The 26281-nt window shown below is 52.0% G+C and carries 23 protein-coding genes and 1 tRNA gene; 11 read left to right on the top strand and 13 right to left on the bottom strand.

Annotated elements, in window-relative coordinates:
* Nucleotides 1-89 precede the first annotated feature (89 nt).
* The 8 genes from dtpA to pspF form a co-directional block, all read right to left on the bottom strand.
* Entirely contained in the window at nucleotides 90-1613 is a 1524-nt protein-coding gene (dtpA, locus tag BS640_RS12260; RefSeq protein WP_026110681.1) for a dipeptide/tripeptide permease DtpA, read from the bottom strand.
* A 563-nt stretch (nucleotides 1614-2176) separates the two neighbouring features.
* On the bottom strand, nucleotides 2177-3352 hold the full coding sequence (locus BS640_RS12255; protein WP_084912654.1) for a CMD domain-containing protein: 1176 nt from the start codon (nucleotides 3350-3352) through the stop codon (nucleotides 2177-2179).
* Between the two features lie 164 nt (nucleotides 3353-3516).
* Nucleotides 3517-4329 carry a putrescine export ABC transporter ATP-binding protein SapF gene (sapF, locus tag BS640_RS12250; protein ID WP_017492953.1) on the bottom strand — a complete coding sequence of 271 codons (813 nt, stop codon included), beginning with the start codon at nucleotides 4327-4329 and terminating at the stop codon, nucleotides 3517-3519.
* On the bottom strand, nucleotides 4329-5321 hold the full coding sequence (gene sapD, locus BS640_RS12245) for a putrescine export ABC transporter ATP-binding protein SapD (RefSeq protein ID WP_017492954.1): 993 nt from the start codon (nucleotides 5319-5321) through the stop codon (nucleotides 4329-4331). Before sapD ends, sapF begins: the two co-directional genes overlap by 1 nt.
* Entirely contained in the window at nucleotides 5321-6211 is an 891-nt protein-coding gene (gene sapC / locus BS640_RS12240; RefSeq protein WP_017492955.1) for a putrescine export ABC transporter permease SapC, read from the bottom strand. Before sapC ends, sapD begins: the two co-directional genes overlap by 1 nt.
* Nucleotides 6198-7163 (bottom strand): putrescine export ABC transporter permease SapB, encoded by a 966-nt coding sequence (gene sapB, locus BS640_RS12235; RefSeq protein WP_084912653.1) that lies wholly within the window; start codon nucleotides 7161-7163, stop codon nucleotides 6198-6200. The genes sapC and sapB overlap by 14 nt, the downstream gene beginning before the upstream one ends.
* Nucleotides 7160-8896, bottom strand: a complete 1737-nt coding sequence (gene sapA / locus BS640_RS12230) for an ABC transporter substrate-binding protein SapA (RefSeq protein WP_084912652.1) — start codon at nucleotides 8894-8896, stop codon at nucleotides 7160-7162. The genes sapB and sapA overlap by 4 nt, the downstream gene beginning before the upstream one ends.
* 295 nt (nucleotides 8897-9191) lie before the next feature.
* Nucleotides 9192-10202 carry a phage shock protein operon transcriptional activator gene (gene pspF, locus BS640_RS12225; RefSeq protein ID WP_017493040.1) on the bottom strand — a complete coding sequence of 337 codons (1011 nt, stop codon included), beginning with the start codon at nucleotides 10200-10202 and terminating at the stop codon, nucleotides 9192-9194.
* 227 nt (nucleotides 10203-10429) lie between these two features.
* Here pspF and pspA point away from each other — a divergent pair, with 227 nt between their 5' ends.
* From pspA to BS640_RS12195, 6 genes are all read left to right on the top strand, one after another.
* A complete protein-coding gene (gene pspA, locus BS640_RS12220) occupies nucleotides 10430-11101 on the top strand; it encodes a phage shock protein PspA (protein WP_017493041.1) in 672 nt (223 codons plus the stop codon).
* Nucleotides 11102-11193: 92 nt separating this feature from the next.
* The gene (gene pspB, locus BS640_RS12215; RefSeq protein ID WP_017493042.1) at nucleotides 11194-11421 is read left to right on the top strand and encodes an envelope stress response membrane protein PspB; all 228 of its coding nucleotides are present in this window, start codon (nucleotides 11194-11196) and stop codon (nucleotides 11419-11421) included.
* Complete coding sequence (gene pspC, locus BS640_RS12210) at nucleotides 11421-11780, top strand: envelope stress response membrane protein PspC (protein ID WP_017493043.1); 360 nt, start codon at nucleotides 11421-11423, stop codon at nucleotides 11778-11780. Before pspB ends, pspC begins: the two co-directional genes overlap by 1 nt.
* Nucleotides 11781-11830: 50 nt before the next feature.
* Nucleotides 11831-12076, top strand: coding sequence for a phage shock protein PspD (locus BS640_RS12205; RefSeq protein ID WP_017493044.1), 246 nt, complete (start codon nucleotides 11831-11833; stop codon nucleotides 12074-12076).
* A complete protein-coding gene (locus BS640_RS12200) occupies nucleotides 12057-13454 on the top strand; it encodes a YcjX family GTP-binding protein (protein ID WP_084912651.1) in 1398 nt (465 codons plus the stop codon). Before BS640_RS12205 ends, BS640_RS12200 begins: the two co-directional genes overlap by 20 nt.
* Nucleotides 13451-14509 carry a YcjF family protein gene (locus BS640_RS12195; protein ID WP_084912650.1) on the top strand — a complete coding sequence of 353 codons (1059 nt, stop codon included), beginning with the start codon at nucleotides 13451-13453 and terminating at the stop codon, nucleotides 14507-14509. Before BS640_RS12200 ends, BS640_RS12195 begins: the two co-directional genes overlap by 4 nt.
* 146 nt (nucleotides 14510-14655) lie before the next feature.
* Here the strand turns inward: BS640_RS12195 and BS640_RS12190 are convergent.
* From BS640_RS12190 to BS640_RS12180, 3 genes are all read right to left on the bottom strand, one after another.
* Nucleotides 14656-14740: transfer RNA gene (locus BS640_RS12190), tRNA-Tyr, on the bottom strand.
* A gap of 195 nt (nucleotides 14741-14935) precedes the next feature.
* A complete protein-coding gene (purU, locus tag BS640_RS12185) occupies nucleotides 14936-15784 on the bottom strand; it encodes a formyltetrahydrofolate deformylase (RefSeq protein ID WP_017493047.1) in 849 nt (282 codons plus the stop codon).
* An 82-nt stretch (nucleotides 15785-15866) separates the two neighbouring features.
* Nucleotides 15867-16331, bottom strand: a complete 465-nt coding sequence (locus BS640_RS12180; protein WP_017493048.1) for a YchJ family protein — start codon at nucleotides 16329-16331, stop codon at nucleotides 15867-15869.
* 136 nt (nucleotides 16332-16467) lie between these two features.
* Between BS640_RS12180 and rssA the strand changes: the two genes are divergently transcribed.
* The 4 genes from rssA (at nucleotide 16468) to BS640_RS12160 (ending at nucleotide 21107) form a co-directional block, all read left to right on the top strand.
* A complete protein-coding gene (gene rssA, locus BS640_RS12175; RefSeq protein WP_017493049.1) occupies nucleotides 16468-17379 on the top strand; it encodes a patatin-like phospholipase RssA in 912 nt (303 codons plus the stop codon).
* A gap of 97 nt (nucleotides 17380-17476) precedes the next feature.
* Entirely contained in the window at nucleotides 17477-18490 is a 1014-nt protein-coding gene (gene rssB / locus BS640_RS12170) for a two-component system response regulator RssB (RefSeq protein WP_017493050.1), read from the top strand.
* Between the two features lie 256 nt (nucleotides 18491-18746).
* Nucleotides 18747-20090, top strand: coding sequence for a UDP-glucose dehydrogenase family protein (locus tag BS640_RS12165; RefSeq protein ID WP_084912649.1), 1344 nt, complete (start codon nucleotides 18747-18749; stop codon nucleotides 20088-20090).
* A gap of 9 nt (nucleotides 20091-20099) precedes the next feature.
* Nucleotides 20100-21107: an NAD-dependent epimerase gene (locus BS640_RS12160; protein WP_017493052.1), complete on the top strand. Its 1008-nt coding sequence runs from the start codon at nucleotides 20100-20102 to the stop codon at nucleotides 21105-21107.
* Nucleotides 21108-21294: 187 nt separating this feature from the next.
* Here BS640_RS12160 and hns read toward each other — a convergent pair whose 3' ends face one another.
* The gene (gene hns, locus BS640_RS12155) at nucleotides 21295-21702 is read right to left on the bottom strand and encodes a histone-like nucleoid-structuring protein H-NS (RefSeq protein WP_017493053.1); all 408 of its coding nucleotides are present in this window, start codon (nucleotides 21700-21702) and stop codon (nucleotides 21295-21297) included.
* Between the two features lie 639 nt (nucleotides 21703-22341).
* Here hns and BS640_RS12150 point away from each other — a divergent pair.
* Nucleotides 22342-22920 carry a thymidine kinase gene (locus BS640_RS12150; protein WP_017493054.1) on the top strand — a complete coding sequence of 193 codons (579 nt, stop codon included), beginning with the start codon at nucleotides 22342-22344 and terminating at the stop codon, nucleotides 22918-22920.
* A gap of 179 nt (nucleotides 22921-23099) precedes the next feature.
* On the opposite strand, the gene adhE is transcribed toward BS640_RS12150, so the two are convergent.
* Nucleotides 23100-25799, bottom strand: coding sequence for a bifunctional acetaldehyde-CoA/alcohol dehydrogenase (gene adhE, locus BS640_RS12145; protein ID WP_017493055.1), 2700 nt, complete (start codon nucleotides 25797-25799; stop codon nucleotides 23100-23102).
* Between the last annotated feature and the right edge of the window lie 482 nt (nucleotides 25800-26281).

The following is a 26281-nucleotide window of genomic DNA, read 5'->3' as shown; positions in this document are numbered from 1 at the left end:
TGCGGCGGGGGATGCCGCACCGGCGTTCTCCCCCTGATGACGCATAAATCGTCTAAGGGGAGAGTTGAAAAGCAGATTACGTCGAGAAATTATGCGCGAGAGGTGGAAACTCCCGCCTGTGGCTGATGTTTCTCATCGGAGTCGCGATCCAGTGTCATGCGGTGCAGTTTTGATGCAGTCACCAGCATCAGCAGTGCAATCACGCCGGTCACCAGGCCGATTTGCATAAACACGTGGCTATAGATAGCCAGAGACGCATGTGCATCGGTGATGTTGCCTGGAACGGCGGTCAGCGCCGCCACTTTACCGGCAATGATTGCCGCCGCCGCGGTGGTCAGATACCAGGAGCCCATGATGAAGCCCATCAGACGCTGAGGGACCAACTGTGCGACCATAGCCAGACCTAGACCAGAAATCATCAGCTCGCCGATACTCTGCAGCGCGTAGCTCAGCACCAGCCAGTTAACGGAAACGATACCCGCATCGCTGGCGAAGGTTGCGCCCCAAGGCAGCACCAGGAACGCCAGTGAACACAGCACCATCCCAATAGCAAATTTGTGCGGCATAGGCATACGGTCACCCAGCTTGGCATAAAGAGTCGCCAGAATCGGGCTCGCTACCATGATCCAGAATGGGTTCAGCGCCTGATACTGCTCTGGCTGGAAGTCGATACCCAGCAGATGGTTGTTCACGTTATGGATGGCGAAGAAGTTCAGCGAGGTTGGCATCTGCGCATACAGCACGAAGAACACGATAGCCTGCAGCATCAGAATGAAGGCGACCATCATCTTGCGACGGGCGATGCCCTTCAGTGCGAAGGTCTCTTTACCGAAGATGCAGACGATGCCAATAGCCACTACTAGCAGTGCCCAACGCGCGATGCTCTGATTATGCAGCAGGAAGCTTGAAACGGCGATCAGCGCAACCACGCCTACCACAACCATCAGCAGTTTACCCAGGTGCATCGGCTGGAAGTCAGGCTTGGAGCCGTGGTTTTTCACCCAATGACGGCAGAACATGAAGTTCACCAGGGTGATAAGCATCCCGACCACGCTCAGAGAGAACGCGACGCTCCAGCCGTACTTCGCGGCTAACCATGGCGTTGCCAGCATGGAGAAGAATGAACCGATATTGACTGACATGTAGTACATGGTGAACGCGCCATCGAGACGCGGGTCATCCTTGGCATAGCAAGTAGACAGCAAAGAGGATGGATTTGCCTTAAACAAGCCACTGCCGACGGCGATAGTCGCCATACCCATGTAAACCCAGAAAATATCGTGACCGGAGTAGGCAACCTGAGCATAGCCCAGTGCCAGCACCAAGGCGCCGAGAACGATGACGCGTTTGGACCCGAGCACTTTGTCGCCCAGCCAGCCGCCGATGGCAACGAAGCCATAGACCAGTGCACTGAAAGACGAGAACAGGGTGATAGAAGCTGATTCACTCAGGCCAAGCATCTTGACCAGGTAAACCGCCATAATTCCCTGCAGGCCGTAGTAACCAAATCTTTCCCATAATTCGATGGAGAAAATAAGGTAGAACGAGCGAGGCTGTTTGAAGGCGTTCATGCTGACGCTTTCTTGGGTTGGTGTTGAGTTTGTTTTAGACACTAATACCTCTTTTTATCTCTTCCTGTTTCTAGGACAGGCATTACAAATGTCGTGCGGGCAAGCACGCTTTGCATAGTTATAGGATGTGTGACGGCGGGTAATGTTCACTATCTTTCGTATTCAGGCAAGCTTTTTGTCATATCCTGTTACAGTTATACTTCGCCCCCTGATTAAACTCTGTTCGAATTGTTACGCAGGATTAAAGTTTATGTTTAATAAAATTGTTGAATTTATATCCTGACTAATAATCAATCATTTATAACGAGGGTTTAAAAGCTGGATCACAGTGTAATATCAGATTTATGAAGGCACTTTATCGGATTAAACTGAGAGTAAACTCTGTTTTTAGAATATTTTGCAGGATTTTATAAATAAGTAAACTCTGTGATTTTGCAAGCGTTTTTTGGGTGACGATTGTAATGTGATATTCGTCACTTTTTAACACTAAATTTTAGATAGGAATTAAGCCAAGTATCAGTTGAGGAGGTAGGGAGCGAGAGGGATGACTAGAAAACGGTCATTGCAGAGAGAGATCCCCTGCAATAACCACGATAACAGTTGGCTTAGGCTGGACGAGATTCGCCCAGCGTCTGGATGAGTCTATTCAACCAGTTAAACAGCGCGCTGCTCAATAAAACGTCTAAAATTTGCGGGTAGCTATACCCCGCATTGACCAGTGGCTGGATGGCTGAGGCATCAAATTTTTCCGGTGCCTGGGTTAAGGTTTTAACGGATTTAACCAGCGGGTCAATCGACGACTGAGCCACATTTTTCACCTCATTGTCCTGGAACAGGCTGTCGATATGCGCGGTCTCTCCGCCGCAGTCGAGATAATAGCGGCCGTGGATACCGGCACAGAACAGGCAGCCGTTAATGCGCGAAGTGGCAGCGGCAGCCCACTCTTTAAGCGCCGATTTTTCATCGCCATGCTGCTGCATAATGTGCGTTGTCACCGCAGACAGCGCGTCAAGGGTGGCGGAATCCTGCAACAGCAGGCGATAAAACGAGGATTCACGTGCGTCGGGGGCGCAGAAGTCGAGCACATCCAGCTGTTCTTTGCTGGCTTTATGCAGATCGACCTCCGGCAAAAATGCGTGCCAGCTGCGCAGCTGCAGGGAGAACCCGCGCTGGTCGTTATCTTCTGGCCGTGGGAAACCAGGCAATACCGTTGCCGGACGGCCTGCCAGCGCATTAACCACCGCCAGCAGTCGAGCCTGAAAACTCACGAAGCCAATCAGCTGTGAGAACAGCACAATATCCTGCGGACTCAGACCCACGTCGGCGAGCTGCTTAAGCATCGCAGAATTAATCAGCGTCGGTTGAGTGGCGAGCAGTCTGGCGTATTGGGCGAGATGAGTCTGACGAATGTTGCTTTCACGAGAGGCGTCGGGACAGTTGAGCGGGGCAAGGCGTGCGGCATAATGGCTACAGAGCGGCTGAATGCCGGTAACCTGCGCCACGGTCAATGCGCTGCTGAGTCTGTCGTACAGTGAGAGCGTCTGAAAGCGTGAGAGTGAGACACTTTTAGGAAACAGCTTGTTGTAACAGGTTTGAGCCGCAAACAATAAACCGTTGCGCTGAGTCAGCAAGCGGCGCAGTGAGGGCTCTATCTTTTGTTCAAGACCTAAGAGAATGCTGTCAGGTTCAGTTTGACAGGGATCCAATGGTGTATGCCGCTGCTGGCTGGATTGGGTTTCGTGATACCAACCATCGATAGCGGCCCGGCGCTGTTGTTCCATGATCGAGTCCTTTGCGAGGGCAATTTCAGACTCTATCCTTGCCGATCGTTCACGCCATATAAAATACTGTTAAGTGATAAATCATAGCTAAAAGGAATAGTAAAATAAAAAAAGGCAGATAAAACCGACTATGCCTCGTCGGTTCTAGCTCGCCTTTGTTTCAACTACGCTTTACCGTCCCGACGCGATGCATCCGCGTTGAGCGACTCACCAAAGTGGCTGGCCACCAGTCTGCGGGTGAGGTCATGCTGCGGCGAGGCCAATACTTCCTCAGTAATCCCCCGTTCCACCACTTCGCCATTGTGCATCACCAGCACCTGATCGCTAATATGTTTCATCATGCCAAGATGTTGTGTGACATAAATGTATGAAATTTCGTGCTTTTCCTGCAATTCCAGCATCATGTTGATGATTTGCGAACGCATCGACATGTCCAGCGACGCCAGCGCTTCGTCGGCAACGATGACCTTGGGTTGCAGAATCAGTGCACGCGCCAACGCCACGCGCTGCACCTGCCCGGAGGCCAGCATATGCGGATAATAATTGGCGTGGTCCGGCAGCAAACCGACCTGACGCAGCGTTTGGTTAATGCGCACTTCACGATCGTGCGCTTCCATACTGCTCGTCAGGCGCAGCGGCGCTTCAAGAATTTGTCCGATCCGCTGACGTGGGTTCAACGACGTCGTCGGATCCTGAAAAATCATGCGGATAGTCTGACTGCGCTGGCGATAATCACCAAACTTCAGGCTCTTGTCTTCAACCAGGATCTCACCGTCGGTCGGCTCAATCATTCCCGCCAGCATTTTTGCCAGCGTGGATTTACCGGAGCCGTTTTCACCGATGATCGCCAGCGTTTGTTTTGCACGCAGCGTGAAGTTTACCGGCTTGACCGCCTGCAAATTCATCTTGCGAAACAGTCCCGTACGATAGCGGAAAGTTTTGCACAGGTTTCTGACCTCGAGCAGTGTCTCAGCCATTATTGCTCCTCCATATTGAGCGGGAAGTGGCAGGCATAGGCGTGAGTCTTGGCCAGGCGCAGGCGCGGCGTCTCAATGCATTTCTTCTGTGCGTAAGGGCAGCGTGGCCCTAGGCGGCAACCGATGGGAAGATGCTCAAGCGAGGGAATAGCGCCGGGCAGCGTGTTAAGGCGGCTCTTGTGCGGCAGAGAGTGGCCAAAGTCCGGCATCGCGCGGATAAGCGCCTGGGTATAAGGGTGATGCGGCGCCGCGAGCAAGTCCTCGCACATCGCGCTTTCCACCGTTTGCCCGCAGTAAAGCACGTTAACCCGGTTGGCCCACTTGCTCATCATCTGCAAGTCATGGCTGATCAGCAGAATGGTGGTGTTGTTGTTCTGGTTGAGTCGCGCCAGTAGACGGAAAATCTGTGCCTGCGTGGTCGGCTCCATCGCGTTGGTTGGCTCATCGGCAATCAGCAGTCGCGGCTGGTTGGCAAGCGCGATAGCAATCATCACCTTCTGGCATTCACCCTCGGTGAGCTCGTAGGGGAAGCTGGCCATGATGTCTTTATGGTCCTTGATCCCCACGCGGTGCAGCAGTTCGATAGCGCGACGTTTACGCCACATAAAACGCTGATACCAAAGACCTTTATAGGTCCAGCCCGGAATAGCCTGAATCAACTGACGACCGATACTCTCGGAAGGGTCAAGGCACGACTGTGGCTCCTGGAAAATCATCGAGATGTTATGACCAATCAGCTTGCGGCGTTCACGCGGGCTGAGCTGGAGCAGGTCGATGTCGTCGAAGCGCATACGGTCGGCGGTAACGCGCCAGTTGTCTTTGGTTACGCCACAAATTGCCTTGGCAATCAGGCTCTTGCCTGAGCCAGATTCCCCAACCAGTCCGCGAACCTCTCCCGCGGTCAGCGTGATGCTGACGCGATCGACGGCCTTCACCGGGCCGTCCGAGGTCATGAATTCGATAGTCAGATTGCGAATATCCAGTAACGGCATTATTTCACCCCTGCAATAATCGCGCGACGCACGCCATCGCCCAACAGATTGATTAATAACACGCTAATCAGGATTGCCGCACCGGGCAGCATCACGGTCCAGGGCGCGACGTAAACCAGCTCCAGCGAGTCCCCCAGCATGGCACCCCATTCCGGAGACGGAAGCTGTGCGCCGAGGTCGAGGAAGCCGAGCGCGGCAATGTCCATAATCGCCATCGACACGGAACGGGTGAACTCGGTCACCAGCACGGCTACGATGTTTGGCAGTACCGCATAGCGCAGAATTTGCAGCGTGGTTGCGCCGTCGAGACGCACCGCGACCACATACTCTTTCTCCATCTCGTCATGCACGGCAACGTAAAGCGTGCGCGCCATGCGCGGCAGCAGCGCGAGCCAGACGGCAAGATAGGCGTGTTCGAGCTTAGGCCCGATAAACGCAACCACCACAATGGCCAGCAGCAGAGAAGGGATAGACAGCAGCGTATCGAGAATGTGGTTCAGCACCGCCGAGCGGATACCGCGGGTAATCCCCGCCAATACGCCAATGATGATGGCACACACGGACGCGGCCAGCGTGACCAGGAAGGCACCGCCAATCGTTGGCGCTGCACCGCTCAGAATGCGGCTCAGCAGGTCTCGCCCTAAATCGTCGGTCCCGAGAAAGAACGAAACATCACCATAGCGTGACCACGAAGGCGGCAGCAGTTGATACCCCAGAAACTGCTGATCGAGCTGGTAAGGTGCGAGCAGGCTGCCAAAAATACACAGGAATAGCAGCCCAATCACGCCGTAAAAGCCAATCATCGACAGGCTGTCACGATAAAAAATACGCCAGGTGTAGCGCAGGGTGCTGGGCGCCTGTTTTTCACGGTATACGTTATCTAAAGGCATACCATTCCTTATGTTTCAATGGGTTCAGCATCGCGCCTAGAATGTCGGAAAGTACGTTGACCAGAATGACCAAGGTTCCCGCCACCATGACACCGGCTGAAATCGCCGCGTAGTCCTGCTGGCGAATCGCGTTAACCAGCCAGCGGCCCAGTCCCGGCCAGTTAAAGACCACCTCGGTTATCATCGCCAGCGTCAGCATGGTCGAGAATTGCAGGCCGAGCTGCGGGATAATTGGCGGCAGTGCGTTGTGCAGCACGTGGCGGCGAATAATGGTAAAGCGAGACAGGCCACGCGTTGCCGCCGCCTTAATGTAGTTTTTCGACAGCACGTCGTCGGTGCTGATGCGCATCAGGCGAATAACCTCCGTGGTCGGCGCGACCGCCAGTGCAGCAATGGGCAGGATCATGTGCTTAATCGCACTGACAATCATCTCATGGCGGTAGGGCGAGTGAGACAGCCAGGCGTCAATCAGCGCAAAGCCGGTGACCGTTTTGAGCTGATACAGCAGGTCGATACGGCCTGAAACCGGCAGCCAGCCGAGCTGGAGCGAAAAGAACAGCATCAACAGCAGCGCGAGCCAGAAGATAGGAATCGAGAAGCCGAGCAGGGCGAGAGTGCTGATAGCCACGTCCGGCCATTTTCCTCGCATGACACCCGCAGTAATGCCGAGAGGAATGCCTACCAGCAGGGCGAGGAAAAACGCCAGGACGCACAGTTCCATGGTGGCCGGGAACACGCTAAGTAACTGCTCGCCAATCGGCTCACCGTTGATGCTCGACACGCCAAAATCAAATTGGCAAATGCCAATAAAGAAGAAACGGTAGGCATCCCACAGTGAAGCGCCCTGTAAAGGGGCATGGGGCGTGAAATAGCTCAGGCTAAACGCCACCAGGCTGAGCAGAAACAGCGTAATCACCAGCAGCAGCATGCGGCGTAAAATAAAGATAATCACGGTTTCTTCTCCACCACTACAGGACCTTCGTCGCTGGCATCATTGTTGATACCGTTCGAATCTCGATAAACGCCAGCGAAGGAGGAGTTGCCAAACGGACTGAGCACCAACCCTTTAATATCATAACGATAGGCCTGCAAACGCAGTGAGGAAGCCAGCGGCAACACCGGCAGCTGTTTCTCAAGAATGGCCTGCGCCTGCTGATAATAGTCGATGCGCTGGGACAGCTGCTGCGAGAGCAATGCCTGATGAAGCAGCGCGTCAAATTCGGGGCTGCACCAGTGAGCATAGTTGGTCTGCGAGCGAATTGCCGCGCAGCTCAGCACAGGACGGAAGAAGCTGTCGGGGTCATTACTGTCGGTGGACCAGCCGGACAGCGTCAGGTCATGATTCATCTCCATCAGCCGCGCTTCCTGAAAACGCCCCTCGACCGGCACGATAATCACTTTAATGCCCACCTGCGCCAGGTCGGCCTGGATAAGCTCGGCGGTTTTGAGCGGGCTAGGATTATAGGACTGCGAAATAATCGGCACCCACAGATGCAACACGAGATCTTTTTTGCCGAGGCTGTCGAGGATTTGTCGCGCCTTGGCCGGATTATATTCAGTGACTTTGGCGTTGCTGTCGTAGGCCCAGGAGGCGCGCGGTAACACCGACGCTGCGGTCTCTGCGGTGCCGTAATAAATCGACTGCATCAGGCGCTGATTGTTGATAGCCAGCGCGATAGCTTCGCGTACGCGCGCATCGTCCAGCGGCGGCTTACCGGTGTTAAACGCCAGATAAGCCACATTCATGCCGGGGCGCAGCGTCAGGCGCAGGCGCGGGTCATCGCGCAGAATAGACAGCTGACTGGCGGCCGGATAGGCCAACACGTCGCATTCGCCGGTGAGCAGCTTGGACAAACGTCCCGTGCCGCCGACGCCCATATCGATAACCACCTGCTGCATACGCGGCACGCCCTTCCAGTATTTGCCGTTACGGGCGAGGCGCACGTACTGGCCCGCGCGGAAGCCGGAAAGCTGGAAGGGGCCGGTACCGACCGGCTGGCGATCGATTTGCTCTTCATTGCCACTTTTTTGCAGTTTGTCGGCGTATTCAGCCGACAGCACTGGCGCATAGTGCGTGGCGAGATGCCACAGGAAGGAGGCATCCGGGTTATTCAATTTAAATTCAACGGTATAGTCGTCGATTTTACGCACGCTCTTGACCGTCTTGGCAAACTGCAAACTGTCAAAATAGGGGTAATCGCTGCCGTTAACGTTGTGGTAGTGATTATTGTCGTCAATCACCCGCTCAATGCTGAACACCACGTCATCGGCGTTCATCATGCGCGTCGGGGTAAACCAGGGCGTGGTTTGGAAAGGCACGTCTTTACGCAAATGGAAACGGTAGGTCGCGCCGTTATCAAGCACTTCCCAGCTTTGCGCAAGCTGTGGGATCAGGCGATAGGTGTACGGGTCGACGTCCAGCAGACGGTCATAGAGCTGCGCGGCCAGGGTGTCGATAATGACCCCGCTGCTGGCTTTCTGCGGATTAAAGGTGTTCACCATGCCGTTGACACAGTAGACGAATCCGCTTTGACGGACATCGTGGGTCGCCATCGACGACGGGGCTGGATGCGTTTTTACGCTATCATGATTGGCAGCAGGCGTTGCTGCCGCCAGCGTAACGGCAGCAAAACATGCCGAAGACAAACCGGCAAGGGACTGCATCCAAAGGGTTAAACGACGCATAAGGGCTTCAAATGTAAGTAAGCAATCTGCTAAGTGTACCGCACTCTGCCAGACACCCCAATCATTGCGCAAACATTCGCACCAAGAGTAGCCGCAGATTCTGTATGGTAATGAGAAAAATTCTCAACAAACCCCTTTACAGAGTGTACTGATAACTATTATCATCTTCTCATCGACTGGGACACGACCCGCCCGGGACGTTATTCAGTTGATACGACATTGCTCACATTGCTTCCAGTATGACTTAGCCAGCTCGGGTGCTGGCTTTTTTTTGCCTGCAATTTAATGCTTTACCTCAGTTTTCTTCCTGTGCATTGACCTGCATCCCGTGTTTTTTCAACATTCCTCTGAGCTGGTGATAGGTCAGGCCTAGCAAATCCGCTGCACGCCGCTGGTTGAATTTTGCCTGTCGAAGCGCCTGCTCAATCAAGTTCGCCTCCACCGTATTTAGCCAGCTTTTACTGTCTACCGGCAGCGTAGGCAGGGCGAAAGGGGCGTCCTCGTCCTGCGCACGTGGAGCCTGCTTTTCTTTTTGTTGGCTAAAAGGATTGATAACGATGTTGTCCAGCGGCGTATCACTGTTGCCATGGCGATACATCGAGCGTTCAACCACGTTTTTAAGCTCCCGCACGTTGCCCGGCCAGCGGTAATCGAGCAGCGTATCTTTGGCTTCTTCGGTAAACCCAGGGAACAGCGGCAGCGAAAGTTCGCGGCACATCTGAATGGCGAAATGTTCTGCCAGCAGCATGATGTCTTGCTGACGCTCGCGCAGCGGCGGCAGTTGAATAACGTCGAAGGCCAGCCTGTCGAGCAGGTCGGCGCGAAACTTTCCGGCGGCGGCAAGGGCGGGGAGGTCATCGTTGGTTGCGCACACCAGACGCACATCGACCTGGAGCGGCTGGCTTCCTCCTACGCGTTCAAGGTGGCCGTATTCGATCACCCGCAGCAGTTTTTCCTGCACCAGCATCGGCGCGGTCGCTAATTCGTCGAGGAACAGCGTGCCGCCGTCGGCGCGTTCGAAGCGCCCAAGATGACGCTTCTGTGCGCCGGTAAACGCGCCCGCTTCGTGTCCGAACAGCTCAGAGTCGAGCAGGTTCTCATTCAGCGCGGCGCAGTTTAGTGAAATAAAAGGCCCCTGCCAGCGGCCGGACAAATAGTGTAAACGGTGAGCTATCAGTTCCTTACCCGTTCCGCGTTCACCGGTCACCAACACGGGCTTGTTTAAGGCTGCAAGCTGTGAGACCTGTTCCAGAACTTCAATAAAGGAGTTGGCTTCGCCGAGCAGATTATCAATAGTCGCTGTCATGGTGAAATTTACCAACCTTTAGTTAATTTAATCATCATTGACGTAAGCCTAGCAGAAGCTGAAATAAAAAAACTGTTTTTATTCAGTCGGATAATAAATTTAAAAAGTTGGCACGCGTCTTGTAATACCTGATGCAGGATTAACAGCAATGGCCGCCGACTCGGCGATTGTCTCGATACTGTCGGCCAGCTGGCCGTTAAATGAAAAGTCAAAGAGGAACGTTGATTATGGGTATTTTTTCTCGCTTTGCTGACATCGTAAACGCCAACATTAATAACCTGCTTGATAAAGCAGAAGATCCCCAGAAGTTGGTGCGCCTGATGATTCAGGAAATGGAAGATACGCTGGTGGAGGTGCGCTCAACGTCTGCTCGTGCGCTGGCCGAGAAGAAACAGCTGAACCGCCGCATCGAACAGGGCGAAGCGCAACAGAAAGAGTGGCAAGACAAAGCCGAACTGGCGCTGCGTAAAGAGAAAGACGATTTGGCGCGTGCGGCTCTGATTGAGAAACAAAAACTCGTCGAGCTGGTGGCTACGCTTAAACATGAAGTCATCACGGTTGAAGAAACGCTGGACCGCATGAAGTCTGAAATTGGCGAGTTGGAAAGCAAGCTGACTGAAACGCGTGCGCGCCAGCAGGCACTGACTTTGCGTCATCAGGCGGCCTCTTCCTCGCGCGACGTTCGTCGCCAGTTGGACAGCGGCAAGATTGATGAAGCGATGGCGCGTTTTGAACACTTCGAGCGCCGTATCGACAGCATGGAAGCCGAAGCGGAGTCGATGAGTATTGGCAAAAAGAAAAGTCTCGACCAGCAGTTTGCCGAGCTGAAGGCCGATGACGAAATCAGCGCTCAGATTGAGGCGCTGAAGGCTAAAATGCAGGCCAACAAAGACGCCTAACGTTCGCGGTTCATTGCGCGTTGGCGAATGCGCTTTCTTAAAAACGAGCTGCATTCAAAACAAAAAGTCCTAGAGGACCTAAAGGAGTAGACATGAGCGTCCTATTTTTAGCCATTCCACTGACAATATTTGTGTTATTTGTCGCGCCGATTTGGCTGTGGCTACACTACAGCAACCGGTCACAGAACGGCGGTCAGTTAAGCCAGAACGAGTACCAAAATTTACAGCAACTTGCCGGCGAAGCACGCCGCATGCGCGAAAGGATCCAGGCGCTGGAAGAAATCCTTGATGCCGAGCATCCGGGTTGGAGGCAATCTTAATGTCAACCACGCTGTCACAAAGGAAGCTATACCGTGTGCCGGAAGAGGGCGTCTTTAAAGGCGTCTGCGCCGGGCTCTCGCACTATCTCGGCGTACCGGTCAAACTGCTGCGTCTGATTGTGGTGCTGTCGCTGTTCTTAGGCCTGTTTATGTTCACCGTCGTGGCCTATTTCCTGTTGGCTTGGCTCCTGGAGCCGGTTCCGTCGGAAATTTTCGGCGACGAGCAGCCGGTGACGGCTCATGACCTGCTGGTCGAAGCCGACCGCGAACTTAACGCCAGTGAGCAACGATTGAGGCAGGTAGAGCGGTATGTCACCTCTGAAACCTTTGGGGTACGCAGCCGCTTCAAGGATCTCTAAGCCAATCACTTTTTCACTTTCGATTTGACGCTTTTTCAGGAGGACAGTTTATGCGTTATGCATCCGCCGCCGCGGTATCAGCAAACAGTGGCCTGTTGAAGAAGGCCTTTAAATTTATCATTATGGTCGTCTTGACCTTCGCACCGGCGGGCGTTGCTGCCCGCGTGCTCGGCCTGCTGGGTAAAGGTCCGCTGCGCTATGTGCTGGCTCTGTTTCTTGAGCCTTTAGTCAGAAGGTTGTTAACCGCCGTATTCGGGCGTTATGCCAGGGAGAGCAATGAAAAGACTTCAAAATGAATTCACTTCTATGGTCAACCGTGGGGTAGACCGCCACCTACGGCTTGCCGTTACCGGCCTTAGCCGCAGCGGTAAGACGGCCTTCATTACCTCATTGGTCAATCAGTTATTACACGTTCACAGCGGCTCAAGATTGCCGCTGTTTTCTGCTGTGCGCGAAGAGCGGTTGCTGGGAGTCAAACGCGTACCCCAGCGTGACCTTGGCGTGTCACGTTTTACCTACGACGAAGGCATTGCCCAGCTTTATGGCACGCCGCCCGCATGGCCAACCCCAACGCGAGGCGTGAGTGAAATCCGTCTTGCGCTGCGTTTTCGCTCTAATGACTCTCTCCTGCGCCACTTTAAAGATACCTCGACGCTGTATCTCGAGATAGTCGATTATCCCGGCGAGTGGCTGCTGGATTTACCGATGCTCGAGCAGGACTATTTGAGCTGGTCACGGCAGATGGCTGGCCTGTTACAGGGGCAGCGCGCCGATTGGGCGGCACCCTGGCTTGCACTGTGCCGCCAGTGCGACCCACTGGCGCCGGCCGATGAAAATCAGCTGGCGGCCATCGCACAGGCCTACACGGCTTATCTGCTGCGCTGCAAAGACGAAGGTCTGCATTTTATTCAGCCTGGGCGTTTTGTGTTACCGGGCGATCTGGCCGGTGCACCGGCACTACAGTTTTTCCCATGGCCTGAACTGCATCAGTTTAGCGACAGCCAGTTGGCGCAGGCCGATAAACACAGCAATCTGGGCATGCTGCGCCAGCGCTTCGACTACTACTGTTCGAACATTGTTAAAGGCTTCTATAAGGAACACTTTATCCGCTTTGACCGGCAGATAGTGCTGGTTGACTGCCTGCAACCCCTAAATAGCGGTCCCCAGGCGTTTAACGACATGCGCCTCGCGCTGACACAGCTAATGCAAAGTTTTCACTATGGAAAACGCACGCTATTTCGCCGCCTGTTTGCCCCCTGCATCGATAAACTGATGTTTGCCGCCACCAAGGCCGATCATATCACCGGCGATCAGCACGCCAATCTGGTTTCTCTGTTGCAGCAGTTGGTGCAAGAAGCATGGCAAAACGCCGCCTTCGAAGGTATCAGCATGGACTGCGCCGGGCTTGCTTCTGTGCAGGCTACCGAGAGCGGACTGGTAGAGTATCAGGGCCAGTCTATCCCGGCGGTCAAAGGGCACCGTCTTGAAGACGGTCAGGCGTTGACGGTTTATCCCGGTGAGGTGCCTTCACGTTTGCCGGGCAACGCTTTCTGGGAGCAGCAGGGTTTTCACTTTGACGACTTCCGCCCACGCCAGATGAACATTGATGTGCCGTTGCCGCATATCAGAATGGATTCTGTGATGGAGTTTTTACTGGGAGATAAAATGCGATGAACGAGCCACTGAAACCGCGTATTCATTTCGAACAGAACATTCAGCCTCCTGAAGAACATAAGCTCCGGGCGGCACAAAGTTTCGACGGTGCGCAGGCCGAGAATTTCCTGGCCGTGCCTGATACTGACCCGTTGCTTGCGCAGGAAGGACAGGCCGAGGCGGTGGTCAGCCGAGCGTTGAAACCGCGCCGCAGTTTGTGGAGTAAAATGGTTCGGCTCGGCGTGGTGGTATTTGCTGCAAGCTTAGTGGGACAGGGCGTTCAGTGGGTGCATCAGGCGTGGAATCAACAGGACTGGATTGCGCTCGGTGCCTGTACTGCTGGGGGATTGATTGTTGTGGCCGGTGTCGGGTCGGTACTGACCGAGTGGCGACGCCTTTATCGTCTGCGCCAGCGAGCCGATGAGCGCGACGTCGCGACCGACCTGTTGCACAGCCACGCGCTAGGTCAGGGACGCGCATTTTGTGAAAAACTTGCCCGTCAGGCAGGGTTGGACCAAAGTCATCCGGCGCTTCAGCGCTGGCAGGCTTCGCTGCACGAAACACACAGTGACCGTGAAGTCGTTGAGCTTTATGCGCGTCTGGTTCAGCCGGTGCTTGACGGACAGGCGCGTCGCGAGATAAGTCAGTCAGCCGCAGAATCAGCGCTAATGATTGCCGTTAGCCCGTTAGCGTTGGTCGATATGGGGTTTATCGCCTGGCGAAATCTGCGTTTGGTTAATCGTATTGCCAGTTTGTACGGCATAGAGCTGGGCTATTACAGCCGGATCCGGCTGTTCCGTTTGGTATTGCTCAATATTGCGTTCGCGGGAGCCACCGAGCTGGTAAGGGAGATTGGTATGGACTGGATCTCGCAAGACTTAGCGGCCCGTCTTTCGGCGCGTGCGGCACAGGGTATTGGCGCTGGCTTGCTGACCGCGCGTCTGGGCGTCAAAACGATGGAGCTTTGCCGTCCGCTGCCGTGGCTCGAAGGGGATAAACCGCGCCTTGGCGATTTTCGCAGTGAACTCGTCGGCAAGTTAAAGGCGACAATGAACAAAAGCGATAAAGCAAAATAGTGGCATGGCGGAGGTTCTGTGAAACAGGATCGCCGCTAGAATAGCTAACAGGCTTAAGGTATTGCAGAACAGGGAAGTCGTAATGTGCTGTCGAGTGTTTTAGACAAACTTTGAAGGAATTTTACAACCTGTAGAGGGCAACGCGATGGTGGTGGGGGAAGGATTCGAACCTTCGAAGTCGATGACGGCAGATTTACAGTCTGCTCCCTTTGGCCGCTCGGGAACCCCACCACGAAATTCGTGGATTTCTTGTTTTACTCTTTACTTCAGTACCTGCCGCGTGGCTTGTCGCGGTAAGCGGGGCGCATCATATCAAATGAAACGCAGCTGTAAAGCCTTGAAACGCAGAAAATAGTTAAAACAGGTTCGAATGCCGATTTTTTGCACGTGCGGGCGTTTTACTAACCAAAAACGCCCGCGGCAGGCTTAAAGAATGACCGTACGGTTGCCGTAAACAAATACGCGCTGCTGAAGAACTTTATAAATTGCGCGACTCAGCACGTTCTTTTCAACGTCGCGGCCGGCACGCATCATATCGTCAGCGGTGTAAGTGTGATCGACATTAATAACGTCCTGCATGATGATTGGGCCTTCATCCAGATTGTCATTAACGTAGTGCGCCGTTGCACCGATGATCTTCACGCCACGCTCATAGGCCTGATGGTAAGGGCGCGCGCCGATAAACGCCGGCAGGAAAGAGTGGTGAATATTGATAACCTGGTTCGGATAGTGCTGTACAAAGCCCGGCGTTAACACGCGCATATATTTCGCCAGTACCACATAGTCAGGCTGGTATTGGTCAATCTGCGCCATCATCGCGCTGTCGTGCTGCTCGCGGGTCAGACCTTCGTGGCTAACCAGATGGAAAGGAATATCGAAGCGCTCAACCAGCGTTTGCAGGGTGTCGTGGTTACCGATAACGGCCGCAATCTCGACGTCCAGGCCGCCGTAGACGGATTTCATCAGCAGATCGCCCAGGCAATGCGCCTCTTTGGTCACCAAAATGACGATACGACGACGGTCGGTGCTTTGTAGCTCACGGATGGAACCTTTCGGCAGCGCGCTGTCGAGATCGGCTAACAAGGTGTTGTCGTTAAAGATGCCTTCCAGCTCGGTGCGCATGAAGAAGCGGCCGGTGCGGTGATCGACATATTCATTGTTCTGCACGATATTCAGCTCGTGCTTGTAACAAATATTGGTGATCTTGGCGATCAGCCCTTTAGCATCAGGACAAATAGTGCGTAAAACTTTGGTTTGAACGTTGTGATGTGACATCAGAGTCTAAATCCTGTCCCCCTCATTATTATTGAGGGAATATGTTAATTATGCGTCTATCGCGTTGGGGCATTATGCCGCGTTATTTTGCGCAGCACTTCTTATATTTTTTGCCAGAACCGCAGGTGCAAGGATCGTTTCTCCCTACCTGCGGCTTAATTCCATCGACATAATACCAGTGTTTATTTACTCGAAGAAAGCGTGAACGTTCGTGGATTAGCACGGTATCTGGATTGCCCTCTTCCTGATAGCGTGCAGCGAACTCAACGAAACCTTCATCGGCGCTTTTACCCTTTGCGGTGGCAACGACGTTCAGCCCCAACCAGTGGGTAGAGCCAAACCCTTCGAGCAGGGCAGCCCGCAGTTCGGGAACGCGGCAGTCAGGGTGCCAGCTTGCAATCAGGTAGTCTGCATTTTCGGTCACGTAAGCGCTGTAACGTGAACGCATCAGTGCTTCGGGGGTCGCCGCAGGGCGCACGCCGGTGATTGCCGGTTGGCAACATTGTTCAAACTCGGACTCGCTGCCGCAAGGGCATAAACTGTTCACATTAACTCCGGTAACTGGCAGCGCGCAGTGCGTGCTATTGAATGCTAAAGGGCGTTATGTTACCTAACATTGTCACCGAGTGACAACGCACAAGCGGCGGCAAATACTCCGTCATCAGGCAGAGATAGGAAAAATAATGGCACGACAGCTGAAAATTGGTCTGGCTCTGGGCTCAGGGGCAGCAAAAGGTTGGGCTCATATTGGTGTGATCAATGCGCTGCATGAGATGGGAATTGAAGTCGATATCGTGGCGGGATGCTCGGTGGGATCATTGGTCGGTGCGGCCTACGTCAGTGGGCGTCTCCCGGCGATGGAAGGCTGGGTAAGGTCGTTTAGCTATTGGGACGTATTAAGGCTGATGGACTTCTCATGGCGACGCGGCGGTCTGCTGCGCGGCGAGAGGATTTTTAACGCCGTCTCTCAGCTGCTGCGCATCGAAGACTTTGAGCAATGTAATCGAAAATTTGGTGCGGTGGCCACCAACCTCAGTACGGGGAGAGAGCTTTGGCTCACTAAAGGCGATCTGCATCAGGCAGTGCGTGCGTCCTGCAGTATGCCGGGCCTGCTGGCACCGGTGTGGTTTAACGGCTACTGGCTGGTTGATGGTGCGGTGGTCAATCCGGTGCCGGTTTCGCTGACCCGCGCGATGGGGGCGGATATCGTTATCGCCGTTGATCTACAGCATGAGGCACATTTAATGCAGCAAGATCTGCTGTCGGTACAGGCAAATCCCGACAACATTGACGACGTCAAAGAGCTCAACTGGCGCGACAAAATTCGTCAGAAGCTTGCCCGGCCAGTGGTCAGACAGAACAGCCAAACCCCAACCGCGATGGAAATCATGTCGACGTCTATTCAGGTGCTCGAAAATCGTCTTAAGCGCTATCGTATGGCGGGTGATCCGCCGGACGTGGTCCTTCAGCCGTTTTGCCCACAAATTTCTACCCTTGATTTCCACCGTGCTGAAGAGGCTATTGAGGCGGGGCGACTGGCGGTTGAGAAGCAGATGGACCAGCTGCTGCCATTGGTTAAAAACAATCATTTCTGAACGGTTTAGCAACATTCCAGCGTTATCTGATAATTCTGACGGGCAAAATTACGCTTTATAGGCCACTATTAGGGGGAAGAATTTCTGGGAGACCCTGATGGACAAGCCACTTACAAGCAAGCACATCCTGATCGTCGAAGACGAAGCCGTTTTCAGATCGGTACTGGCAGGCTATGTGAGTTCGTTGGGGGCAACCTTTACCGAAGCGGCAAACGGGCTTGAAGCCTTGTCTCTGGTTGAGGAGTTTCCCCCTGATTTAATCCTCTGTGATTTGGCAATGCCTGAAATGGGCGGCATCGAGTTTGTTGAAAGCCTCCGCCTGCAGGGGAGCAAGATCCCCGTTCTGGTTATCTCCGCCACGGATAAAATGACCGACGTCGCGACTATGCTCCGTTTGGGCGTAGAAGACGTGCTGCTCAAACCTGTTAACGACCTCAATCGCCTTCGTGAGGCGCTATTAACCAGCCTTTATCCCAAACTGTTTTCCTCTCAGGCGCTAGAAAAAAGCGATTTGATGCAAGACTGGGAAGCGCTGTGCCGCAACCCGCATGAGGCTGCGAGACTGTTGCAAGAGTTGCAACCACCTGTTCAGCAAACCCTCGCTCACTGCCGCATTAACTACCGCCAACTGACTATGGCGCAAAACGCCGGTCTGGTGCTGGACATTGCGGCTCTTTCTGCGAAAGATCTGGGCTTTTATTGCCTCGATGTGACCCGTGCCAGTGAAAACGGCGTATTGGCCGCTTTATTATTGCGCGCGATCTTCAATGGACTGCTGCGCGAGCACCTCAGTAATCAAAATCAGCGACTGCCACAAATGTCTGCGCTGCTGAAACAGGTTAATCATTTGTTTAAGCAGGCCCATTTAGAGGGGCAATTCCCGATGTTGATGGGTTATTACAACGCAGAACAAAAAAATCTAATTCTGGTTTCTGCAGGATTACATGCCAACATAAATACCGGCACAAATCAGATTCAGCTGAGTAACGGAGTGCCCCTCGGCACCCTCGGTTCGTCTTACTCCAATCAGGTAAGTCAGCGTTGTGAAGCATGGCAATGTCAGGTTTGGGGGGCCGGTGGTCGCCTCAGATTAATGCTTTCTGCTGAATAAACCCTCATCGAAGCGCCGATTTTTAACGGGTAGAACTCCGCTTAACCCGCTTTATCCCTCAGATTTTATGGATTATTTTCCAAGAGTAATCTTGGGTCTTGTTCCTTGTCCAACGCACGTTGGACGTCGCGAAGCCCTTTGAAACTGTTATACTGCCGCCCAATATTCGTCGCAGCGATTCCAAAGGATCCGGAAAAAGCCCGCGCTTGCGTATTACTTAATCGTCTTGCGAGTTTTCAATATTGGGGAGTTGCTCATGAAAGTCACCGTATTTGGAATAGGTTATGTTGGCTTGGTTCAGGCGGCGGTGTTGGCAGAAGTTGGGCACGAAGTGCTGTGCATTGACGTGGATGCCAAAAAGGTTGAGAACTTGAAGAACGGACAAATACCGATTTTCGAACCGGGTTTGACTCCATTGGTTAAGCAAAACTACGAATCAGGCCGCCTCAAATTCAGCATTGATGCTGAAGAAGGGGTTGCGCATGCTCAGGTGCAGTTTATTGCCGTCGGCACCCCGCCTGAAGAAGATGGATCGGCTGACCTGAAATACGTAACCGCCGTGGCGCGCACCATTGCCCAGTATATGACCTCGCCAAAGATTGTTATCGACAAGTCTACCGTGCCGGTTGGAACGGCGGACAAAGTGCGTCAGGTTATGGGACAGACTCTTCAACAGCGCGGTATTAAGCTCTCATTTGACGTTATTTCGAATCCTGAGTTTCTGAAAGAGGGGGCTGCGGTGGCTGACTGCATGCGACCTGAGCGCATCGTAATTGGTACTGATAATCCAGACGCTATCGAGCCGATTCGCGAGCTGTATGAGCCTTTTAACCGCAATCACGACAGAATGATCGTGATGGACATTCGCAGCGCAGAGTTGACGAAATATGCGGCTAACTGCATGTTGGCCACCAAAATCAGCTTCATGAATGAAATGTCGAATCTTGCCGAGTTATTGGGGGCAGATATCGAGAAAGTCCGACAGGGGATTGGTTCCGATTCACGTATCGGCTATCACTTTATTTATCCAGGCTGTGGATATGGCGGCTCCTGTTTCCCGAAAGATGTGCAGGCATTGATCCGCACCTCAGAACAAATTGGCTATCAGCCAAAACTGCTTCAGGCAGTGGAACAGGTTAATGCTCAGCAGAAATATAAACTGCCGACGTTTGTTGAACGTCATTTCGGTAAAAATCTAGCAGGAAAAACCTTTGCACTTTGGGGGCTGTCATTTAAGCCGAACACCGACGATATGCGTGAAGCATCGAGCCGAGTGCTAATGGAACAACTTTGGGCGGCGGGCGCAAAAATTAAAGCCTACGATCCTGAGGCAATGAATGAAACTCAACGTATTTATGGTCACCGCAGCGATTTAGAACTGATGGGAACCAAAGAAGCGGCATTACAAGGTGCCGATGCGTTGGTTATTTGTACAGAGTGGCAGAATTTCCGCGCCCCCGATTTTGATTTGATGAAAAGCTCTTTAAAGAGCCCGGTTATTTTTGATGGCCGTAATTTGTTTGATCCGGATCGACTCGAAAAACGTGGTTTTACCTATTATGGGATTGGCCGCGGTGCATCAGTGAATCCGGTATTGTAAGGAGAAGGCATGAATTATTTAGTAACAGGTGCAGCAGGTTTCATCGGTTATTTTGTTACCCTGCGGTTGTTGGAAGAAGGGCATCAGGTAACCGGTCTTGATAATCTAAATGATTACTATGACGTCAGTTTGAAATTGGCGCGTCTGGCCCAGCTTGAAGCCAAACCCGCTTTCAAGTTCGCCAAGTTGGATCTTGCCGATCGTGCAGGGATGGCCGAGCTTTTTGCCGTGAATAAGTTTGACCGCGTAATTCATTTAGCAGCGCAGGCGGGGGTTCGCTATTCGATCGAAAATCCACTGGCGTACGTTGATGCTAATGTCGTGGGTTTTGCCAACGTACTTGAAGGCTGCCGCCATAATAAAGTTAAACATCTGCTTTATGCGTCTTCAAGCTCTGTTTATGGAATGAACCGCAAGCAGCCGTTTGATACAGAAGATAACGTAGACCATCCTATCTCGCTTTATGCGGCCACGAAAAAGGCCAATGAGTTGATGGCGCATACTTATTCGCACCTGTATGGTTTGCCGACAACCGGAATGCGCTTCTTCACGGTGTACGGTCCTTGGGGGCGTCCAGATATGGCGTTGTTCAAGTTTACCAAAGCTATTATTGCGGACCAGAGCATCGATGTTTATAACCACGGCGAAATGCGCCGCGACTTTACCTATATCGATGATGTAACAGAATCCATCATGCGCCTGCAGGATATTATTCCTCAGCCACAGCCTGACTGGACGGTCGAGACGGGTGACGGCTCCAAGAGCTCTGCACCTTACATCCTCTATAATATTGGCAATAGCAACCCGATTAAGCTGATGACCTATATAGAGGCACTCGAGAGCGCGCTGGGCGTTGAAGCGAAGAAGAACATGATGCCAATGCAGCCGGGTGACGTGCATGAAACCAGCTCTGACAGTACGCCGTTATATAACGCTACAGGTTTCAAACCGCAAACTTCGGTATACGAAGGGGTGAAGAACTTTGTCAGCTGGTATAAAGATTATTATCACTGCTAATCACAAAGCAGAAGCTGCGCGAATAACAACAGGCTGCCATGGCAGCCTTTTTTATGTCCACTTCAGAGAGCCTGAAGGCGCTCTGATGGATTATTGCCCAGCGTCTGACTTAAAAAATAAAAAACCACCGCGTTAACGGTGGTTTTGTGAAAACATTATCTTGAGACTGGGGTACAGCCAAAAAAACTTACAGCAGGAAATCGTCCAGCTGTTTGCCTTCTTCTTCGATAGCTTTCTTGATTACCGCTGGAGTACGACCCTGGCCAGTCCAGGTTTTGCTTTCGCCGTTCTCGTCAACGTATTTGTATTTAGCAGGACGGGCAGCACGCTTAGTTTTGCCGGTTGCTTTAGTTGCCGCCATAGTAGACAGCAATTCATTTGGATCGATGCCGTCAGCGATCAGCATTTCGCGATATTGCTGCAGTTTACGAGTACGCTCTTCAATTTCCGCAGCGGCTGCAGAATCTTCTTCACGGCGCTCATTAACAACAACTTCTAATTTCTCTAGCATTTCTTCGAGAGTTTCCAGGGTACATTCGCGAGCCTGTGCACGCAGAGTACGGATGTTGTTCAGAATTTTTAATGCTTCGCTCATTATACAAGTCTCAATTTAATTAGTGGGGGGCGTTTCGGTAATAATAGAATGCTCTTCTGTATTCTGCAATAGCCAATTTGTTATGTTGACGGGAATTTACCATTTATAAGCAATATTGTTTTTCACTGTGAGAAATATAAACCCGATTAACTCTGTATTAAAGTTAGCACTATAAGGCAAATTGATTGTCCTTTTGTGCGGTAAGCCACAGCTTTTAATCGTCTCTTTTATAACCTTGGCGGACAGGTTACAAATATCAATAGACCTTACGTATAACTGACAACATTAGCCTTGAGAAATCCCTCAAGCATTTTAGCTATATGTGCCCTCCAGCGATCGATTAACCCGCTAAGGAAGGGTCCGAATTTATAACCTTACTGGAATAGAGTATTGCTTAATAATTGATTTATACGGGCACTTTCCAGAGATCTTATCGGGAATCTCCCTGTTAGGTTAACTAATTAGGAAGAAGAGTAATCACAATATCTGATTGTAAAACTCTGTAATCAACCTGCTGCTTTATTGTCTATGGGACCGGTTACAGGCAGGCATAGTCAATGCCTATAGCTTCTGGCGGTGTGTTACAATTGAAAGCAAGAGGCGTTTCGGAATTCATTATACTGTTGGAGTTAAGGGCTCATGGCTCAACTTTATTTTTATTATTCTGCGATGAATGCAGGAAAATCTACATCTTTGTTACAATCTTCCTATAACTATCAGGAACGCGGCATGCGCACGTTAGTGCTGACTGCGGCAATAGATAACCGTTTCGGGGAAGGGAAGGTCAGCTCGCGTATAGGATTATCTTCACCCGCTGAACTTTATAATCAAGATACCGATTTGCTGGCGCTTATTGGCGAAGCTCATGAGGCGCAAACCTTGCACTGCGTGTTAATAGACGAAAGCCAGTTCCTGACGCGCGGGCAGGTGGAACAATTAACCGAGGTTGTCGACAGGCTCGATATCCCCGTGCTGTGCTATGGCCTGCGTACAGACTTTCGCGGCGAGTTATTTAGCGGCAGTCAGTATTTGCTGGCATGGGCCGATAAACTGGTCGAGCTTAAAACCATATGCCACTGCGGTCGTAAGGCGAATCAAACCCTCAGGCTCGACGAGAATGGAAAAGCCCTTCACGATGGCGCTCAGGTCGTTATTGGGGGGAATGAGCAGTATGTCTCCGTTTGCCGCAAGCATTATAAAGAAGCCATGGCTGAATGAAAAAGCCTGAAAGGGTCGCAATGATAACCTTTCGTTTACATTAGTCTTACGATTCTATTATTTGTATTGGTGATAATAAGCAAAAACCATTAATACACTTAATGTTTCAGCACATTCTTAAGGCATAAAAAGAAACCCGCCATATGGCGGGTTTCTTTTTTAACGCGTGTGACTGACGATTACTTTTTGGCTTTTTTAATTCCTGGAGCCTTCGCTGCGTCTGCCACGATAGTCACGGGTTCCTGTTTGGTTACCACACTCAGCGGCAATTCTTCACTGAATTTATTGCCGTAGTAGGTATCAATCAGAATTTGTTTAAGTTCTGAAATCAGCGGATAACGCGGATTAGCGCCGGTACACTGGTCGTCGAACGCGTCTTCTGACAGTTTATCGACTTTAGACAGGAAGTCGGCTTCCTGTACGCCTGCTTCACGAATGGAGGTAGGTATCCCCAATTCAGCCTTGATTTCGTCTAACCAGGCCAGCAGTTTCTCAATCTTCTGCGCGGTACGGTCACCCGCAGCGCTGAGGCCTAAATGGTCGGCAATCTCGGCGTAGCGACGGCGCGCCTGTGGACGATCGTACTGGCTAAAGGCGGTTTGCTTGGTCGGGTTGTCATTCGCGTTGTAGCGAATCACGTTCGAAATAAGCATCGCGTTGGCAAGGCCGTGTGGAATGTGGAACTCGGAGCCGAGTTTATGCGCCATTGAGTGACAAACCCCGAGGAAGGCGTTGGCAAACGCGATACCGGCGATGGTTGCGGCGTTGTGCACGCGTTCACGGGCAACCGGATTCTTCGCGCCTTCTTTATAGCTAGCTGGCAGGAACTCTTTCAGCAGTTTGAGCGCTTGCAAAGCCTGTCCATCGGAAAACTCGTTGGCAAGAACGGAAACGTAGGCTTCGAGAGCGTGCGTTACCGCATCAAGACCGCCGAAGGCACAGAGCGATTTCGGCATGTTCATCACCAGATTGGCGTCGACAATCGCCATGTCCGGAGTCAGTGCATAGTCAGCCAGCGGATATTTCTGCCCGGTCGCATCGTCGGTAACGACCGCGAAAGGCGTCACTTCAGAGCCTGTCCCTGAGGTGGTAGTGATAGCAATCATCTTCGCTTTCACCCCCATTTTGGGGAACTTGTAGATACGTTTACGGATATCCATAAAGCGCAGCGCCAAGTCTTCGAAATGCGTTTCGGGATGTTCGTACAGCACCCACATGATTTTCGCGGCGTCCATCGGTGAGCCCCCGCCGAGCGCGATAATGACGTCCGGTTTAAAGGAATTCATCTGCTCAGCGCCTTTACGCACGATACTCAGCGTTGGGTCGGCCTCTACTTCAAAGAACACTTCGGTTTCAATACCGTGGCTTTTCAGAACACGGGTCACCTGGTCTGCATAACCGTTGTTGAACAGGTAACGGTCGGTGACGATGAACGCACGTTTTGCACCGTCTGTTGCCACTTCTTCAAGTGCGATAGGCAGTGAGCCGCGGCGGAAGTAAATGGATTTCGGAAGTTTGTGCCACAGCATATTTTCTGCTCGCTTCGCAACAGTCTTCTTGTTGATAAGATGTTTTGGTCCGACGTTTTCAGAAATGGAGTTACCGCCCCATGAACCACAACCCAGCGTTAGTGAAGGCGCAAGTTTGAAGTTGTAGAGGTCACCGATACCCCCCTGAGAAGCGGGCGTATTGATGAGAATTCGTGCGGTTTTCATCTTGTCGCCGAAGTAGCGAACGCGCTCTGGCTGGTTGTCCTGGTCGGTATAGAGACAAGAGGTGTGGCCGATGCCGCCCATGGTCACCAGTTTCTCGGCTTTATCGACCGCATCTTCGAAGTTTTTAGCGCGATACATCGCAAGCGTCGGTGAAAGTTTTTCGTGTGCGAAAGGTTCCGACTCGTCAACCTTGGAAACTTCACCGATTAGCACTTTGGTATTGGCAGGTACGGTGATACCGGCCATGGCAGCAATCTTGGTTGCAGGCTGGCCGACGATGTCGGCATTGAGGCCGCCATTTTTAAGAATAACGTCCTGAACCGCCTTCAGCTCTTTCCCGGCCAGCATATAGCCGCCGTGTGATTTGAAGCGTTCTCTGACTGCCTCATAGGCGGAATCCACGACGATAACGGACTGTTCTGAGGCGCAAATTACGCCATTGTCGAAGGTTTTGGACATCAGAATGGATGCGACAACGCGTTTGATATCAGCAGTTTCATCCACCACGACCGGGGTATTACCGGCACCGACGCCGATGGCCGGTTTACCTGAGCTGTAGGCGGCTTTAACCATGCCAGGACCGCCGGTGGCGAGAATCAGGTTAAGGTCAGGGTGATGCATGAGTTCGTTGGACAACGGCACACTTGGTGCGTCAATCCAGCCGATAATGTCTTTGGGTGCACCGGCCTTAATCGCTGCCTGCAGCACGATATTCGCGGCTTTGATGGTTGCTTTAGCCGCGCGTGGGTGTGGCGAGAAGATAATTGCGTTGCGGGTTTTGAGGCTAATAAGGGCTTTGAAAATTGCGGTAGAAGTTGGGTTGGTGGTGGGGACTATCCCGCAGATAATGCCGATAGGTTCAGCAATGGTAATGGTGCCGTAGGTTTCGTCTTCTGCGACGACGCCACAGGTCTTTTCATCTTTATAAGCGTTGTAGATATATTCTGAAGCGAAGTGGTTTTTAATCACTTTGTCTTCGATAATACCCATACCAGATTCTTCAACGGCTAATTTGGCAAGAGGAATACGTGCGTCAGCGGCGGCAAGTGCGGCGGCCCGGAAGATTTTATCAACCTGTTCTTGTGTGAACTCTGCATACTCACGTTGTGCTTTTTTTACACGAGCAACAAGCTCGTTCAGTTCAGCGACGTTTGTGACTGCCATGGTGTTCTCCTGAGAATGTTAAACTTTTTTAGAAAATAGCCGGGCCAGGCTCCAAGTATAGTCGTGCCCAACAATGCTGCCGGAACATTTAAAACTCACTATTTATCAAAGGAATGCGTGGTCTGTTTTTCTATTTTCTAAAAAGGTTTCTAATCAATTCTGATGGCGCAGGACATAAATTGTTAAAATTATCGCGACTCCATCATTTGTTCTGTTGGTAAAACGAGCCGCTTTTGTTGCCGTGGAATAAGCTTACCGACTAATGAGTAGGCTGAATATGATCCAGATCAAGTTAAAATCTAAAGCTGACTCCTTTCAGCTCTCTGTTTGTTAATTGAATCGATTAATTGAAGCAAAATTGTTAGTCGTTGACCGCTGCCGTTAATGAGCGTTTTTTCAGCAATTTAATGCTGGTGTTATTCACTGCTTTGTTCTGAAAATCTAGAGGTATATGCTGAATAACTTCGTGGCGTATGGGCGGC

Source organism: Rouxiella badensis (assembly GCF_002093665.1).
In the GTDB taxonomy this organism is placed as follows: Bacteria; Pseudomonadota; Gammaproteobacteria; order Enterobacterales; family Enterobacteriaceae; genus Rouxiella; species Rouxiella badensis.
The sequence above is the reverse complement of the archived record's forward strand: the minus strand, read 5'-3'. Positions and strand labels throughout refer to the sequence as shown.